Here is a 15081-nt window from a genome sequence, read left to right as displayed (position 1 = left end):
GCGGCACGTGACACTTTATGCGTATGTCTTATATCATTCGTTACAAGCAATTAAGGTCATCGCCATATCAAAGTCTTCTTGGGAAGGATCAAAATCAAAACGAGTAATACTACCATTTGCCGGACGCACGGTAAGATCAACATCTGCAGATGCAGTCTTACTAAAACGTTGAAGCAAGCTCAGTAATGTGTTTCCATGTGCGATAACTAGAACATTACTATCGTCGTGAACGTTACGTGACTTCCCGATAATCCTATACCCACGTTCTACACGCTTCCAATATTCTTCATTATTTTCCGCATGATGGAATGGGTCAGCTTCTTTCAAGAAATCACGAGTAGCAGCCGGACCGTACTTCTCGATAATCTGTGCATATGTAGGAGCATCATGAGGAGCTCCTGCTGCCCACCACGCTTCATTCATATCACGCCCTTCAAAGTATCCATAAAATTGTTCACGAAGTTCCATGTGCGTTTCAGCTTCTTGAAGTTTGCTAAAACGGGCGCTCGCATTCTTTTGCAAAATTATCTGGGCAGTCTGCTGAGCTCTTGTCGTGTCCGAGCAGAACGCCGCATCAAACTTTACGCTAGCTAACTTTTCCCCGGCTTTAGCAGCATCATTCTTCCCATCAAGTGTCAGAGGTGAATTCGACCAGCCTTGTAACCGGTTATATAGATTGAAGTATGTTCGTCCATGACGTACAAGATATAAATGAATTGCCATGTATCTACTCTATCGCTTAAGATTACCCCATGAAACATTTTCTTATGAATTGGCTAATTTTAACCATTGCCACGGGTATTACGGCGTGGCTAATTCCTGGAATTTCCACCATTGGAGATCACGCATGGGTTGCATACGGTAGTTTTGCACTCTTTATGGCACTTATTAACGCATCGATTAAACCAATTTTGCACATTCTTGCTATACCATTTACGATTTTTACTTTCGGTATTGGTGCGCTCATTATCAATGCTTTGTGCTTTGAACTTGCTTCAAATATAGCGACTAATGTTTTTGGTGTTGGAATTATCGCTCACGGTTTGGGATGGTCTATTCTAGGTGCCATCGTCATTTCTATCGCTTCTTCACTTCTTAGTGGTATTGCTGCAGACTAATTTCTCTCATAATTCAAATTAACTACATATCTGCATATAACTCTATACATAACATGAGCCACCGCCTCATACGAGAACGGTGGCTCATGTTGTATGTAAGTATGCCGTAATAGTTGTTTCGTTTCTGCTGCGGATTTGCCGTGTAAACAGCAGAAACACAGTTCTTTTTAGCGAGAGTAGTGTTCGACTACGTACTGAATGTTAACAGTTACTGGGATCTCTTCTACCTCAGGCTTACGAGTCAATGTAGCCTTGAGAGCTGCCAAATTGACATCGAGGTAACCTGGAACTGCTGGGAGAACGTCGCGGTGTACACCTTCAGCTGCTGCCTGGAATGGCTCCATGGTCTGGCTCTTTGGCTTAACCTGAATGGTCTGACCTGGCTTTACATGGTAGCTTGGGCGATCCACAATGTTTCCATCAACGAGGATGTGGCGGTGAACAACGAACTGACGTGCCTGTGCGGTTGTACGTGCGAAACCTGCACGAAGTACAAGAGCATCGAGACGTGATTCGAGGTTTACCAACATTGCGTTACCGGTCTGGCCAGCTTCGCGACGGGACTTTTCATAAATCGCACGCATCTGCTTTTCTGAGATGCCGTATTGTGCGCGAAGACGCTGCTTCTCGCGCAAACGTACTGCGTAATCGGACTCTGCACGACGACGATCGCGACCATGCTCACCAGGACCATATGGACGCTTTTCGAAGATTCGCTGAGCCTTAGGAGTCAAAGCGATGCCGAGGGCGCGAGAAAGACGCACCTGACGGCGTGCACGCTGAATCTTAGTCATTTGTATTTCCTTCTGTTGTAGTTATGCAAGATGAACTCATAAGAGTTCACCGAGTCAGCCACTCCTGCGCTTAGCGTTGTACATTTTCCGTTCAACGTTTAATGAAAGTCCAAGAACCGCAAATTTCCAGTACTTCCACCGACCCGCAGATGGGCCAAGACTCCAGAGTTATATATCAAGAAGATCCTTGACACATAACAAACAGAAGTCTACTATGCATTACCTACAAGTAAGAGCATCACCGATATTTAGAAAGTCGCTAAAGTTTCTCAACTGGTGCAAGACGAATCATCAGACGCTTCGTACCGCCTGAGCCGAAGTCAACAACCATAACCGAGTTACGGCCTTTATCCTCAAGACTCACGATGGTTCCTAGACCATATTCGTCATGAGTAATTTTATCTCCCACATTAAAATCACTGAGAGTATATCGCGGCGTATTTGTTTGCTGCGACTTCGGACTTTGCCCAGAAACTGTCTGAGTATCGCCAGCAATTCGTTTTGTGGAAACCTTGCCGTTACGCGAGCTGGTCTTCCCAAACGAATTCGACGATGATTGACCTTGACTACTACTGCCCCGAAAATACCGCGATGTACGCGAGCTACTTACACTACTAGTACCATAATGCATATGCGAGGATTGACCGTCAGATGAACGCGCGCCAAAGGAACTTCTTGACCTGTTACGTGTAGCATTCACTGAGCTGGAAGACGTACCATTACTTCCATAAGAAGAGCCGTAAGACGTTCCATACGAAGATGAGCCATACGTCGATCTAGAACTTGTATATGACTTGCCATAGGAATTTCCATACGTGGAACCACTGTACCCTGACCAATTACTGTCGTCATAGCCGTCTGAAAAATCATCGTAATCGTCGAAAGTATCAAATTCATCGTCTGATTTTTCCCAGTTATTGCGCATGCGTTCCATCGTTGATTCTTTACGCTCCCAATGGATTAATTGCGCTGGAATTTCGTCGAGGAATTGACTTGGTAACATATCCGAGGCTTGTCCCCATTGCGAACGAACCGCAGCACGAGTTACATAAAGCTTACGCTGCGCGCGAGTAATTCCTACATATGCTAGACGACGTTCCTCTGAAAGTTCCTTCTCATCTTCAATACTGCGAGAATGAGGGAAAGTTCCCTGCTCCATTCCAGGAAGAAAGACGACGGGATATTCGAGTCCCTTCGCAGTGTGTAAAGTCATGAGTGTAACGGTTCCCCGATCCTCACCATCACTTGGCAGCTGGTCAGAATCCGCTACAAGTGCAGTCGTCTCAAGGAAACCAGCTAATGTAGCATCAGCAGTATTTTGCTCATACTCTGCAGCTACTGATTGTAGCTGACTCAAATTATCCACACGTGTGGCATCTTGAGGGTCTTGTGATTGGCGCAATTCCTCAATGAGACCGCTCTTTTCGAGTACTTCAGCGATTATTTCACTGGGATGAGAGTCATGTTCTTGTGCGAAAGCTCGCAATGATCGCATTAATTCACGGAAAGCAATAACACTATTTTTACTGCGAGAAGATAGTTGAGGATTATTGTCAACAAATTCTATAGCACTCCAGAAAGTATCACCGCGATTTGCAGCATCCTCATTCAGCTGAGCTTCTGCTCTTGCGCCAAGACCACGTTTCGGCACATTGAGAATACGCCTAGTATTTACGTCATCCGCAGGATTTGCAATTGCTTGGACATATGCCATCGCATCTTTAACTTCACGACGTTCATAGAATCGAGTGCCGCCGACTAGTTGATACGGAATTCCTGCGTTTATAAGAGCTTCTTCAATGGACCGAGACTGTGCGTTCGCGCGATACATTACCGCAATTTGTGAGTAAGGATATTCTCCCTCACCCTCTAATCGCGCTATTTCAGTCGCAATCCATTGAGCTTCTTGCTGAGCATTATCCGCAGCATAGCCGATAATCTTCGAGCCTTCTCCTAAATCTGTCCATAGCTTCTTAGGAGTACGATTTGAATTTTGGGAAATAACCGCATTCGCCGCATCCAAAATGTTCTGCGTCGAACGATAATTTTGCTCAAGCATAATAGTTCGAGCATTATCGAAATCCTTTTCGAAGTCTAAGATATTTGAAATATCCGCGCCTCGGAACGCATAAATAGACTGATCTGAATCGCCTACAACAGTAACCCATGCTGGATGAATTTGCGGTGTAACCTCAGGTAGTTCCTTACTTGCAAGCAGACGAATCAAAATATATTGAGCGTGGTTAGTATCCTGATACTCGTCTACGAAAATGTGGCTAAAACGTCGACGATAGAATTCGAGAGCTTCACTACTTGTACGCAGTAATTCGACCGTGCGAGTGAGTAAATCGTCAAAATCTACTGAATTTGCAGCTTTCAGGCGATGTTGATATTCGGCATAGCAAACCGCAAACACTTCTTCGTTATTGCCCAGATTAGCTATGTGCTGTCCTTGTCGTCCAGGTACATAGTCGGAAGCAGCATGTTGCAATGCTTCCTTCCAGCCAATTAATTGATTCTTATAGTCCGAAATCGCACCGAGCATGCTTCGCGGAGTGAAACGTTTTGGATCAATATTAAGTTCAGACTCAATAAGCTTTATAAGTCTCTCACAATCAGCCGTGTCATATATAGAAAAACCAGATTTCAGGCCAATTGTTTCGCCATGTCGACGAAGAATGCGCACGCAAGCAGAGTGGAAAGTAGATACCCACATTTTCTGTGCAGCAGAACCAATAAGCGCTGATAAACGCTCTTTCATTTCTGCAGCAGCTTTATTAGTAAAGGTAATGGCTAATATTTGACTTGGGTATACATGCCAACTCGCTAATGCCCATGCAATGCGCCTTGTAAGTACACGTGTCTTACCCGACCCTGCACCTGCGCCTATAAGCAACGCCGGCCCTTCGTATCGAACCGCTTCATCCTGCTGCTTGTTAAGTCCTTCTACAAGCTTTTCAGGATTGGTATAAAAATTATTCTGCGTTGGGTTTACTGCTCCAGTCTTATCATGATTTTGAAATGTATTCGTAGCGAGAGCACGCTCATTACGAGATTGCTTTTGAGTATCTTCCCCACTTTGAGGTAAAGAAATAGTCGATGCTTGAGACGCATGTAAAGTATCATCATTACCATACGATGACGTGTATGAAGATGCGTATGACGATGCTAAATCATCATCAGAATAATTGCTGAAATCAAATCCGGATTGCGAGAAGCTCATTGCTCTTTTTTAGCACATAAGCCTTACAGAAATTCTCGAGAATCTCATGAAAATCTATGTGATTACTCAGCAACATTCCACGTCACCTCTAAGCGTTAAGCTATACACATATTCCGTACACCAGTGTCAGTTCTGCTCACGACGTATATCATTGAGATAACTAACGCTCAACGAGCAGACGACAGATAAAACAAGAATTGAGTTTCTATGAAGCTTCTTGAAGATCGTATTCGCGAAGAAGGTACTGTCAAACCTGGAGATGTTCTGAAGGTTGATGCTTTTCTCAATCATCAATGCGATGTTGCTCTCTTCGATAAAATGGGGGAAGAATGGGCACGACTGTTTAAAGGTGTTCGCATTGATAAAATTTTAACTATCGAAGCTTCTGGTATCGGTATTGCATGCATCGCAGCACGTCATTTTAATAATGCACCTGTGGTATTTGCCAAGAAAGCACAGTCCATCAACCTTGACGGTGAGCAATACTCCACTACTATTTATTCCTTTACCAAGCAAAAAGAATTCCCTGTAATCGTCGGAAAGCGATTCTTGAACGAAGGCGAGCATGTCCTTATCATTGACGATTTCCTTGCGAACGGTAACGCGCTTAATGGCCTCCTTGAGATTTGCGAAAGTGCTGGTGTCATTGTCGAAGGATTTGCAATTGCTGTCGAAAAAGGATTCCAAGGTGGCGGAGATGCATTGCGCCAGCGCGGTTATCGCGTAGAATCATTAGCAAATGTTCGCACAATGGATGCGACCACAGGAACTATTGAATTCAACTAATCTTAGGCTGTATGTTTCCAACCATACAGCCTTTTATTTTCTTCGCTCATCTCATTACGTCTCATTACGGTTTTCACACCGTATGAAGAGCAAGATTCTATTTACCATTTATTGGAGAGAAAGAGAAATATAAATGAGTAATCAAGCGACCGCATCCGCGCATGATACACATGCCACGAGTGCAGCACTTCGTCAACTCGATGGAAAAATTCCTTTTTGGAAAGGTATTCCATTTGGAATCCAACACGTTCTTGCCATGTTTGTGGCAAACCTCACCCCTATCGCAATCGTAGCTGGCGCTGCGAAACTTCCTGCTGACCAGAGCGCATGGATTATCAGCTCTGCATTACTCGTTGCAGGTTTGGGTACATGTCTGCAGTTGTACCCATTATGGCGCATCGGTGGACGCTTACCAATTGTCACGGGTATCTCTTTTACATATGTAGCCGCTGCAACGATTATCGCTGGCGACCCTAATCTCGGTTACGGTGCAGTTGTAGGCGCTGTCATCGTTGGTGGTCTTATCGAGCTTATCCTCGGTTTAACGGCTCAATATTGGAAGCGTTTCGTCAGCACTATCGTTTCTGCAGTAGTTGTCACTACTATCGGTTTCTCACTCTTATCCACAGGCGCTACCTCATTTGGGGGTGGTTCTGGTTCTAAAGATTTCGGTTCGTGGCAGAATCTAACAGTTGCAACTATTACCCTCGTGGCATGCTTAGCATTCCAGCTTCTGGCCAAGGGTGTAGCAAAGCAATTATCCGTTCTCTTCGGACTAATTGTCGGCTATATTATTGCTCTTATTTTTACTTTCACTGGCATTGCTCCGGGAATGGTTGATTTCAGTAAATTCTCTGGTCTTGACATCGTATCTTTACCTCACATTGCTCCGCTCATGCCTTTTGGTATTAAGTTTGATATCAATGCGATAGTTACTTTTGCTTTGCTGTATGTCGTCTCTTCCGTCGAAGTATTAGGAAATACTTCTTCGTTGACGCAGGTTGGTTTTAACCGTGAACCAACGGAGCGTGAAACAGCAGGCGCAATTGCTGGTGATGGTTTAATTTCTACTATTTCTGGTTTCTTTGGAGCTCTCCCGTTGACATCATTTGCACAAAATGTAGGTCTAGTCGCGATGACCAAAGTCGTTAACCGCAAAGTTATACTTTCAGGCGGAGTTATCCTTATCTTGGCAAGCTTCTTCCCTGGTTTTGCTGCTGTCTTTAATTCCCTACCTCAAGCTGTTTTAGGCGGATGCACCATAATGATGTTTGGTTCTATCGTTCTTGCTGGTATCCAGATGATTGCTAAAGCAGGCTTTACTAATCGCAACATTACAATTGTGACCTTAGCTTTAACCATCGGAATTGGCTTTACCCAAGCAACGGGTATCTTCCAGCACTTCCCACAGCTTTTCCAGTCGGTATTCTCAAATGCTATTGCAATCGCTTTCGTTGTAGCATTGCTCCTTAGCTGGATTCTCCCAGACGAAAAGCACTTCCTCGCAGATGCTGCTGACACGGAAAATGATGAGTCTTCAGATAACGAATAGTACTCATTCCCTTTCTTACTAAAACGTGGGCCCGATAGCAAACTATCGAGGCCCACGTCATATTATAGGGTTCGTTCCGCGACCAACTTATACCGCAAGAACAGCTTCTTTATCAAACTCATCAATACGAGTCTTTGCCTGCTCATAGTCACGAGTTCCAGCAAATACTTCATGCGTAAATGGATTGACATGTTGCTTCTTAGCGCGGTAGATAATGTATGCAATGGCGGCAATATTGGCTACGAGCGAGATAACCGATACTGTCAAGTTCGCATTTGCATTCATCGTTGATTGAACCGCGAATGGGCTATCCACTCCAAGTTCTGGCATAGACGTTTGGAATTGTGGTAGTACTTGTGCGAACATGCACCAAATTGCTAAGGTATTTGCTCGATTTTGGATCCATCCACCCTTATTCCAGAGAGCATTAGCAACTGTTGGAGCCAAAAGCAAAGCAAAACCACAATACCATGCATGGTTTGGCAAATTATTGTAGGTATAGCAGAAGTTCCATACATCATATGAGAGGATAAAGACCCATGTCATATCCGCCCAGATCATGTCGTCCTTCTTCTTAGAAGAGTAAACTGCCCACCATCCGGTCATGCAGAAGATATTGATCAAGCCAGCGATACCGTTGAATACGTTGTGCCATCCGGTAACCACTGTAATATGCTCGGATGTAGTCCATACAGGAGAACCGTTGAGCATTGTGTAATTTCCAGTAAAGAAGTGCACTGCAGATTCAAAGTCAGATACCACAGCAATCAAAATATTAATCGCGACGATTACAAATGGGAATGCGCGGAACCATCGTGCTTTGCCAATCTTTCCCCAACGATACTTGATTGCCATAAAGCCGATACATCCTGCAAGAGCAGCATAAACCTTAGCGTAATGGAACCAGCCATTGGCAAATACCACCGTCGGATTATTAACTCCCCAACTCGCTCCCATTGCTGCAGCAGTAACTACTGTAATGCAGTAAACCGTCATAACAGCCGGCAGAGCAGCGAACATAATTAGTCCGCCCGCCTTGGAACGTCGTGCAAACTCATTTAATGCAATTAAAGCCACAAAAACCATGACCCATCCGAGCCATTGAGTAGCAGCATTAGCACCATAGACCTGAAACAGCATTCTGTTCTCCTCGTCTTTCACTTCATTGTGATGCTGATGTTGTGCATCATCACTGTTTTATAACGTTATAAACGTCTCTATTGATATTATTTCACAAGTTTTCTAAAAAAAATCAAAGGTTGACATATCACAAAAAATGTCAATTATAACCATACATATCCACATCTCATAAAGTGATGTCCTCAGCGGTTATGCTAAATGCAAAAACGCCTAGCATTCATCAATTTAGCTATGAATCAAGTGGTACATTGTAAACAAGTTGAGAAAATTAGCGTACTTTTCCAAGGACATTATGACTTCACACTATATTTTTAAACATTTTACAGGCGAGCGAGCACTCTTTAAGACTCATGATGCTCATATAGAGCATTCCACTTTCGATGACGGTGAGTCCCCTCTTAAGGAATCCGACGAATTGACCATTAGTGACACAACATTTGGTTGGAAGTATCCGTTATGGTATTGTCGCAACGTTTCCTTGTCTCATTCAACGTTACTTGAGACGGCACGTTCAGGAATTTGGTATACGCACAATATTTCTATCGATAACAGCGCTATTAATGCACCAAAAACTTTCCGTAAGTCATCGCACATTACTATCGCCAATTCTTCTATCCCGTATGCAGACGAAACATTATGGAACTGCAGTGACATCACCATGACGAATGTCAATGTTCGTGGAGACTACTTTGGTATGAACAGTAGCAATATCAATCTTGATAATGTCAAGATTGATGGAAATTACGCATTTGATGGCGGAAAGAATATCGTCATCCGCAATTCTCATCTCGCTACAAAAGATGCTTTATGGAATACCGAAAATGTAACTGTATATGACTCCGTTATTACCGGCGAATATATCGGTTGGAATTCTAAGAATTTGACGTTTATTAATTGTGTTATCGAGAGCAATCAGGGATTATGCTACATTGATGGACTTACGCTCAAGAATTGCATTGTGCGAAACACAGATTTAGCATTTGAATATTGTAGCGATATTGATGCGCAGATTACTTCACCCGTTCTGAGTATCAAAAATCCTATAAATGGTTTAATTGCCGCACCCCATATCGATAATATTATCTTCGACGATCCCGATATCGACCCTAGCGCGACTAAGATTAAAACTAATAATTCTTTGAGTTTGAAGGACAACTGATGTTTAATTTTGACGAGCCTACGCTACGCACCAATATTGATTCAGTCAAATGGTCAAGCCCACAGGAACAGTTACAGGAATCTAACACTCCTGACAGAGACTATCTTCCCATGTGGATTGCCGATATGGATTTTGAAACTGCCCCAGCGGTTAAGCAAGCAATACTTGACCGAGCTGCTAATGGCACTTTCGGCTACAGTGATATTCCTGATGAATTTGGTCAAACTATCAGTTCTTGGTGGAAGAATCGTCATCATTTTTTAATTGACCCAAGTAACATTATTTTCGTTTCTGGCGTGGTGCCAGCTATCTCATCGGCCGTTCGTTCTCTTACGAATGTTGCCGAAAAAATAGTAGTACAACCTCCTGTATATAACATATTCTATAACTCTATTGTCAACAACGGTCGCAGAGTATATGAAGTGCCTTTAACTCATGATGCTGAAGAAAACGTATACTCCATGGATTTTGACGCATTAGAAAATGCATTCAGCGATCCTCTTACTACTATGATGATTTTGTGCAATCCCCATAATCCTACGGGAAATATATGGTCGAAAGAAGATTTATCCCGTTTAGGCGATTTAGCTGATAAGTACGGGGTAATTATTTTATCCGATGAAATTCATTGCGAAGTGGTACGCCCAGGCTTAGCGCATATTCCATTTGCTAGCGCAAGCGATGTATGCCGTGACGTAGCAATTACATGCGCATCTCCTTCAAAAGCATTTAATACAGCTGGAATCCATGCTGCGTATGCCATGATTGATAATCCTCGTATTCGAGCACGTTTCGAAAGAGGAATTAATAATGATGAGGTGGCCGAGCCTAATTCATTTGCATGCAGAGCTGTTATAGCAGCATATACGCGCTGCGAACAATGGCTTAATGAATTAAATTCATATATTCAGGCAAATAAAGATTACGCGACTGAAAAAATTACCAATGCCAACATCCGTACTCGAATAACAGAAAGCAACGCAACTTACCTTCTATGGCTCGATTGTTCCGCCATAACAGATAATGCGCAAGATCTCGTGGATTATATTTATACAACTACCGGATTAAAACTTGCTTCTGGAGAAATTTATGGGGCAAACGGTAAATCGTTCATTCGCATGAATGTGGCTACTCAGCGTTATCGTGTTGAAGATGGCGTAAATCGCTTCATTTCAGCTGTACATAATTATCTGTCATAGATAGCCGAGTGCTTAGCTCAGGGTGACCATCATCATTATGCGAAATCCAGCATTATGTGAAATCAATGGTCACCCAACTGAATTTCTTCAAACCTAAATTTCTGTGTGACATCAGGATATTTATCATGATCGACCTCAGATAAAAACATATCCGCAGGTCGCACCCATAGTGATCTATCATCATATAATTTGCGGTACACTACCATCTCTTGCATCGTTTCACTATCTTGAGCAAGATCTTCTACAATATAGAAGTTTCCCTTAAAATGACGATAAATTCCATGTATACGTATAGTTCGCGATGTCATGAGTTGTGCTTCTTTCGTCCCAACATTTGTAGACCAAATTTATTGATTCTAATTACTTGCCAAGTGCACCATGCAGTGACAAGAACCGCAATAGCCATGGACCACGCAAAAGAAATCGTCGGCATGTCAGTTCCGTACATTGCACCATACATGACCGGGCCAGTTGATGCGATGAGATAACCCAATGATTGAGAAATACCGGAAATATCAGCGGTGTCGGCGGAGGTTGCTGATTTTATCGGGTAGAAAGTCAACGCCATCACGAATATTGTAGTAAAGAATAAGCACGCAATCGTTCCGAAGAGGTACCAGTATACTTCACCCATTTCAGTATGCCATCTATACAGCGCCACGATAGCAATCTGAACTGCTGTCAAAGTGCCCAATAGATAGATATGATAGCGTCTTCTCGTTCGCGCGATAAAAAGAGGAATAATAAGAGAAACCGGCATACCTGCTAAATTAAAGAGTACATTGACAATTGTATAACTTGTTTCACTTACATGGTCGGCGTTCATCATGCTAGGCAGCCAGGCGCTGAGTGTATAGCTCAAGAATGATTGCCCAGCAAACATTCCTATAAAAAGCCATGTCCTCGGATCCTTGAGAAACTTTAGTTTCGCTCCACTCCGCTTCTCTACTGTGGTAGAGACTGTAACTGCGGGTAGAAAGAATGAGAGGAACATTGGTATAAAAGCCATTACTACCATAAGCCACATCATCGCTTTCCATCCGAAAAGATCTGTCACAAAAGGATCAATCATAACAAGAATTACTGATCCAGCGACCATTCCGGCACTATATGCTGTGGTGTACAGTCCTGGCTTGTGACTAAAGCGCTCAGATACCATCGTAGGCATAGAGATATTAAGTATCGCTATACCAGCACCTACAAGTGCTGTAGCTACTAGCATGGTCGGCCACGTCATCAGCATGCGCATTAAGCAACCGATGAAAATAACTGCGCTACCCAACTGCATCGTACGAGTAAGGTTAATGCGAGACACAAGCCATGGTACACACATAGACACGAGGACGAACATTAACAATGGCAAGCTCGTTAAGATTCCGAAACTTTGCGGATCATGGTTCATCTCACGCGCCATTTGCACAATATACAAAGGTAACACCACAATAGGTGCACGCATTATAAGGCCTGCAAGAATGAGGAAAGATGCTTCAAGACCATGAGATTCATGCGAATGCCCATGACCGCGGTGTTCATGATGTACTCTCAGTAGATGTACCATGTGTGACTCAAACCTCGCATCGTTGCATGTATGTATCTACATACATAAATTTTAGTGTGCCCACACGTCAATGCGCATGAACACACTAAGAGTACCAATCATACAAAAGGACACACGGGTAGCCACAGCTTTGCGATAAAAAGGTTATAAATTATTCTTTTGTCGCGTTATACGAACTGCGATGAGGCGCTACCGCTATATCTGTTACGCCAGAAAGTCGGTCGTGGAAGAATTCTCGACTTCGGATATTCCATAAGAAATTAATCACAAGTATCACATTGTACAAAGCCGCTATAAGGAATAACCCAAGCATGATAATTGGGTGATTTTGTACAGAATTAAGTAAGAAGGTAAATAATCTATTCATACCCCATACAGCGCCAAAGAATGTCGTTTCTCGAACAATCAATGGCCATAAGTATAGCCGTCCATCATCATTAGCTAAACGCAACCTTAGGAGCCATTTGCCAATAGTAAAGCCCTGCGTAATATACGCGAAAGTAATAAAGTAAAGAATTAATATCGCGATGAAGAAAACCCATTGAAGAGACTGCATCATCGTCACGCTCGAAAGAATTCCTGTAATAAAATCTACGACAAATAAATCTATTGCCATCGCTACAAGCCTGCGTATGGTGCCTACGCTGTTTATTTTTCGTTCCTTCTTTCGATCGACATCTTCAAGTGAAGGTATAAACCACGTAATAATCGGAGTCACTATGTATCCGAGAATCCCTCCACAGGTATTTTGGATAAGATCATCTACAGAGAAGAGACGATACGGTGCATTATAAATCCAGAATAATCCTGTCAACTGGCTTATTTCGAAGAAAAGCGTCAGACAAAAAGTGAATAAAATTGTCTGCCCCAATTTTCGATTAAATAGATACCGCATAAATACACCAAATGGCACTGTTAGCAAGAAATTAAAAGCAACTTGTAGGAATGCGCGTTCTTTCAGCAGATGAATATATGTATGCGGATTCGACCACATTACCTGTGTTTCATTAATGATGTCATGGATAGATGAAAACGGTACCAAATCATACGTTTGGCGATTCGTGCCCAGGAGCGAAATAATATCTCGCGTTGAAGGCAAAGGCAAAATTACCAAGAAATATGCGCATATCATGTACAGGACAAAAGCATAAATCGTAGCAAGCCTTAATTTATTAACGAAACCGAATTTACGATATTGGTAAATATATACTGGCAGCACGATTAGTGCAGCTATGAAAGGAAATGCTATAACCGCCGTACGCAATGGTCCTAAATATGCACTCATCCTATCCTCCTCATATAGTTGCTCGCACTGTACACGTTATTGAGTGTCTCAAATATCGTGTAGGTGCCACATGTCACGCGCATAATTTGGACTCCAAGGCTAGCATGCGCTACGAAGAAGATTGTGTCTCCTACTCGTCATCATTTAATTATTTATGGTATGCCTGGTGATTAATTATGCGATAGGAACGATAAATTTGTTCGCTCAAGACCACGCGCGCTAATTGATGAGGCATGGTGATTCGACCAAATGATACTAATTCGTTCGCTCTCTTCTTTACCTGTGACGATAAGCCTAATGATCCTCCAATGATAAAAGTGATTTTACTTTTACCCTGAAGTGCACATGCTTCGATACGCGACGCTAAATCTTCGCTTGTTACAAGCTTGCCCTCAATAGCGAGCGCGACCACATAATCATCAACTCCAATTTTTTGTAGAATGCGCTGTCCTTCTTTATCGAGAATTATTTCATCTTCTTTTTCGCTCGCATTATTTGGAGTTTTTTCATCAGGTAATTCTATGATGCTGAATTTACAGTATGCGTTTAAACGTTTAGCGTATTCATCAATTGCTTGTTTCCAGAATTTTTCTTTCAACTTCCCCACGGCTATAACTGTAATATTCATATGCTGCTCTCATGTACGCTTCTATTCTTTACCTATGTGTATCTGTTAGTCTACTATGTAAGCTTTATATAAGTGTCTCGGAACGTATCTATCTGCAATCACAGCTAGTTTATGCAGATGTTATTCGTACGCATGGCAAGAATTTTACTTAGAAAATTCCAACAGCATGAATGTAGAAGAATAAACAAGCGTGCAGGCACAGAAATATCGGTACTTCCCACACAAAATACCAGTCATTTATCTTATGTCGAAAAATTGCCATTGCGATAATTGATCCTATAGTTCCGCCAAGGAAAGCGCTTCCTAGTAGCCAGAACTCGGGAATTCTTGTGTGTGCGCGTGTAGATTTTTTATTTTTCCCGTTTCGTTTAGCTATCCATTTGTCGATACCGAAAAGGATAAAAGAGAGCGTATTAATGATTACGCAATACCACCCTATATTTATTAATCTATCTTTTCGATATAACGCAATATCAAAAAGATCATCACCTGTATAGGCAAAATGAATCCACTCCAGTTTCCATGCAAGAACCATCATGCTTACACTGAGAAAAATTGCTAGCATGTACCACCATGCAACTGTGTGTTTGTTCACGCGCATACAAAAGACCGATCCAAGTTCTTATCATTCTTAGCTAT

The 15081-nt window shown here is 42.6% G+C and carries 14 protein-coding genes; 5 read left to right on the top strand and 9 right to left on the bottom strand.

What is annotated here, in order from left to right; translation table 11 throughout:
- Positions 1 to 33: 33 nt before the first annotated feature.
- The gene (locus EJ419_RS00175; protein ID WP_131282907.1) at positions 34 to 723 is read right to left on the bottom strand and encodes a histidine phosphatase family protein; all 690 of its coding nucleotides are present in this window, start codon (positions 721 to 723) and stop codon (positions 34 to 36) included.
- 44 nt (positions 724 to 767) lie between these two features.
- Between EJ419_RS00175 and EJ419_RS00170 the strand changes: the two genes are divergently transcribed.
- Complete coding sequence (locus EJ419_RS00170) at positions 768 to 1118, top strand: phage holin family protein (protein WP_240680280.1); 351 nt, start codon at positions 768 to 770, stop codon at positions 1116 to 1118.
- A gap of 167 nt (positions 1119 to 1285) precedes the next feature.
- Here EJ419_RS00170 and rpsD read toward each other — a convergent pair whose 3' ends face one another.
- Positions 1286 to 1912: a 30S ribosomal protein S4 gene (gene rpsD / locus EJ419_RS00165; RefSeq protein ID WP_131282905.1), complete on the bottom strand. Its 627-nt coding sequence runs from the start codon at positions 1910 to 1912 to the stop codon at positions 1286 to 1288.
- A 259-nt stretch (positions 1913 to 2171) separates the two neighbouring features.
- Positions 2172 to 5135 (bottom strand): ATP-dependent helicase, encoded by a 2964-nt coding sequence (locus EJ419_RS00160; RefSeq protein ID WP_131282904.1) that lies wholly within the window; start codon positions 5133 to 5135, stop codon positions 2172 to 2174.
- A gap of 207 nt (positions 5136 to 5342) precedes the next feature.
- On the opposite strand from EJ419_RS00160, the gene EJ419_RS00155 reads away from it, so the two are divergent.
- Both EJ419_RS00155 and EJ419_RS00150 read left to right on the top strand, forming a co-directional pair.
- On the top strand, positions 5343 to 5921 hold the full coding sequence (locus tag EJ419_RS00155; RefSeq protein WP_131282903.1) for a xanthine phosphoribosyltransferase: 579 nt from the start codon (positions 5343 to 5345) through the stop codon (positions 5919 to 5921).
- 133 nt (positions 5922 to 6054) lie between these two features.
- Complete coding sequence (locus EJ419_RS00150; RefSeq protein ID WP_131282902.1) at positions 6055 to 7473, top strand: nucleobase:cation symporter-2 family protein; 1419 nt, start codon at positions 6055 to 6057, stop codon at positions 7471 to 7473.
- Between the two features lie 87 nt (positions 7474 to 7560).
- Here EJ419_RS00150 and EJ419_RS00145 read toward each other — a convergent pair whose 3' ends face one another.
- Positions 7561 to 8613: a DUF5692 family protein gene (locus EJ419_RS00145; RefSeq protein ID WP_131282901.1), complete on the bottom strand. Its 1053-nt coding sequence runs from the start codon at positions 8611 to 8613 to the stop codon at positions 7561 to 7563.
- A gap of 292 nt (positions 8614 to 8905) precedes the next feature.
- Between EJ419_RS00145 and EJ419_RS00140 the strand changes: the two genes are divergently transcribed.
- Both EJ419_RS00140 and EJ419_RS00135 read left to right on the top strand, forming a co-directional pair.
- Entirely contained in the window at positions 8906 to 9772 is an 867-nt protein-coding gene (locus EJ419_RS00140; protein WP_131282900.1) for a DUF3737 family protein, read from the top strand.
- Positions 9772 to 10971, top strand: a complete 1200-nt coding sequence (locus tag EJ419_RS00135) for a MalY/PatB family protein (protein ID WP_131282899.1) — start codon at positions 9772 to 9774, stop codon at positions 10969 to 10971. Before EJ419_RS00140 ends, EJ419_RS00135 begins: the two co-directional genes overlap by 1 nt.
- 62 nt (positions 10972 to 11033) lie before the next feature.
- On the opposite strand, the gene EJ419_RS00130 is transcribed toward EJ419_RS00135, so the two are convergent.
- The 5 genes from EJ419_RS00130 to EJ419_RS00110 form a co-directional block, all read right to left on the bottom strand.
- Positions 11034 to 11279: a DUF1653 domain-containing protein gene (locus EJ419_RS00130; RefSeq protein WP_131282898.1), complete on the bottom strand. Its 246-nt coding sequence runs from the start codon at positions 11277 to 11279 to the stop codon at positions 11034 to 11036.
- Positions 11276 to 12529, bottom strand: coding sequence for an MFS transporter (locus EJ419_RS00125; protein WP_131282897.1), 1254 nt, complete (start codon positions 12527 to 12529; stop codon positions 11276 to 11278). The genes EJ419_RS00130 and EJ419_RS00125 overlap by 4 nt, the downstream gene beginning before the upstream one ends.
- Before the next feature lie 151 nt (positions 12530 to 12680).
- Positions 12681 to 13814: a VanZ family protein gene (locus tag EJ419_RS00120; protein WP_131282896.1), complete on the bottom strand. Its 1134-nt coding sequence runs from the start codon at positions 13812 to 13814 to the stop codon at positions 12681 to 12683.
- Between the two features lie 148 nt (positions 13815 to 13962).
- Positions 13963 to 14442, bottom strand: coding sequence for a 23S rRNA (pseudouridine(1915)-N(3))-methyltransferase RlmH (rlmH, locus tag EJ419_RS00115; RefSeq protein WP_131282895.1), 480 nt, complete (start codon positions 14440 to 14442; stop codon positions 13963 to 13965).
- Between the two features lie 148 nt (positions 14443 to 14590).
- Entirely contained in the window at positions 14591 to 15007 is a 417-nt protein-coding gene (locus EJ419_RS00110) for a DUF1294 domain-containing protein (protein ID WP_205668784.1), read from the bottom strand.
- Positions 15008 to 15081 lie beyond the last annotated feature (74 nt).

The sequence above is a fragment of the Alloscardovia theropitheci genome (assembly GCF_004332295.1).
Taxonomy (GTDB): Bacteria; Actinomycetota; Actinomycetes; order Actinomycetales; family Bifidobacteriaceae; genus Alloscardovia; species Alloscardovia theropitheci.
The sequence above is the reverse complement of the archived record's forward strand: the minus strand, read 5'-3'. Positions and strand labels throughout refer to the sequence as shown.

Bases quoted from the DNA above. Each gene is read 5' to 3' on its own strand.
- EJ419_RS00135 (WP_131282899.1), top strand. From the start codon at position 9,772: ATGTTTAATTTTGACGAGCCTACGCTACGCACCAATATTGATTCAGTC.
- EJ419_RS00140 (WP_131282900.1), top strand. From the start codon at position 8,906: ATGACTTCACACTATATTTTTAAACATTTTACAGGCGAGCGAGCACTC.
- EJ419_RS00155 (WP_131282903.1), top strand. From the start codon at position 5,343: ATGAAGCTTCTTGAAGATCGTATTCGCGAAGAAGGTACTGTCAAACCT.
- EJ419_RS00175 (WP_131282907.1), bottom strand. From the start codon at position 723: ATGGCAATTCATTTATATCTTGTACGTCATGGACGAACATACTTCAAT.
- EJ419_RS00170 (WP_240680280.1), top strand. From the start codon at position 768: ATGAATTGGCTAATTTTAACCATTGCCACGGGTATTACGGCGTGGCTA.
- EJ419_RS00110 (WP_205668784.1), bottom strand. From the start codon at position 15,007: ATGCTAGCAATTTTTCTCAGTGTAAGCATGATGGTTCTTGCATGGAAA.
- EJ419_RS00160 (WP_131282904.1), bottom strand. From the start codon at position 5,135: ATGAGCTTCTCGCAATCCGGATTTGATTTCAGCAATTATTCTGATGAT.
- EJ419_RS00120 (WP_131282896.1), bottom strand. From the start codon at position 13,814: ATGAGTGCATATTTAGGACCATTGCGTACGGCGGTTATAGCATTTCCT.
- EJ419_RS00130 (WP_131282898.1), bottom strand. From the start codon at position 11,279: ATGACATCGCGAACTATACGTATACATGGAATTTATCGTCATTTTAAG.
- EJ419_RS00150 (WP_131282902.1), top strand. From the start codon at position 6,055: ATGAGTAATCAAGCGACCGCATCCGCGCATGATACACATGCCACGAGT.
- rpsD (WP_131282905.1), bottom strand. From the start codon at position 1,912: ATGACTAAGATTCAGCGTGCACGCCGTCAGGTGCGTCTTTCTCGCGCC.
- EJ419_RS00145 (WP_131282901.1), bottom strand. From the start codon at position 8,613: ATGCTGTTTCAGGTCTATGGTGCTAATGCTGCTACTCAATGGCTCGGA.
- EJ419_RS00125 (WP_131282897.1), bottom strand. From the start codon at position 12,529: ATGGTACATCTACTGAGAGTACATCATGAACACCGCGGTCATGGGCAT.
- rlmH (WP_131282895.1), bottom strand. From the start codon at position 14,442: ATGAATATTACAGTTATAGCCGTGGGGAAGTTGAAAGAAAAATTCTGG.